At 35.1% G+C, this 943-nt stretch carries 1 protein-coding gene; it reads right to left on the bottom strand.

Annotated features, from left to right (window positions below; translation table 11 throughout):
- The coding region (locus KPL44_RS25050; protein ID WP_216256114.1) for a 4Fe-4S binding protein at nucleotides 1–943 on the bottom strand (943 nt) is incomplete at both ends.

A 943-nucleotide genomic window follows, 5' to 3' on the forward strand; every position in this document is an offset into this window, starting at 1 on the left:
TTGTGCTACTGCGCCCAAAGGAGTTGCTTTAGATGATTGACCTCCTGTATTTGAATATACTTCTGTATCAAGTACTAGTATATTTACATCAGCTCTTGTTGATATTACATGGTCTAATCCACCATAACCAATGTCATAAGCCCATCCATCTCCGCCAAACAACCATATAGATTTTTTAACAAGATGCTCACTACTATTTAATATGAAGCTTACTAATTCTTTTTCTTCATTTATTGTTTTTGAATTTTTTAATGTTTCTAGGAATATTTCACTGGCAGCTTTTGATGTGCTTCCATCAGCAAAAGTTTCTACCCAATTTATAGCAGCTTTTTTTAAATCATTATCCATTGTTATTTCAATTAGTCTTTCAACCTTTGATTTAATTCTGTCTCTTTGTTGATCTACTGCAAGCATTATTCCAAGACCAAACTCAGCATTGTTTTCAAATAATGAATTAGTATAAGTTGGACCTTGACCTTTTTCATTTACAGTATAAGGGAAAGAAGGATAACTTGTTGCCCATGCCTGTGAACATCCTGTGGCATTTGCTATATACATTCTATCTCCATAAAGTTGAGTAATAAGTTTTGCATAAGGTGTTTCACCACACCCTGCGCAAGCTCCTGAGAATTCGAGTAGTGGTAATTCAAATTGACTTCCTTTTACTGTATTAACGCCCATTGGATTTGGCTTTCTAGTTAATGAGCTTGCATATTCCCAATTACTTGTTTCATCTAATTGCTCTCCAAGTGGTTTCATAACAAGTGCTTTTTCCTTAGCTGGGCATACATTTGCACAACTACCACAGCCTGTACAGTCTAGAACAGATACTTGAACCTTATATTTATAATCTTCTAATCCCTTGCCTTTCGCATCTATAGTTTCAAAGTTACTTGGAGCATTCGATGCTTCATCTTTACTTGCAAGGAAAGGTCTTATCGAA

Source organism: Clostridium sp. DSM 17811 (genome assembly GCF_018861905.1).
In the GTDB taxonomy this organism is placed as follows: Bacteria; Bacillota; Clostridia; order Clostridiales; family Clostridiaceae; genus Clostridium_AD; species Clostridium_AD frigoriphilum.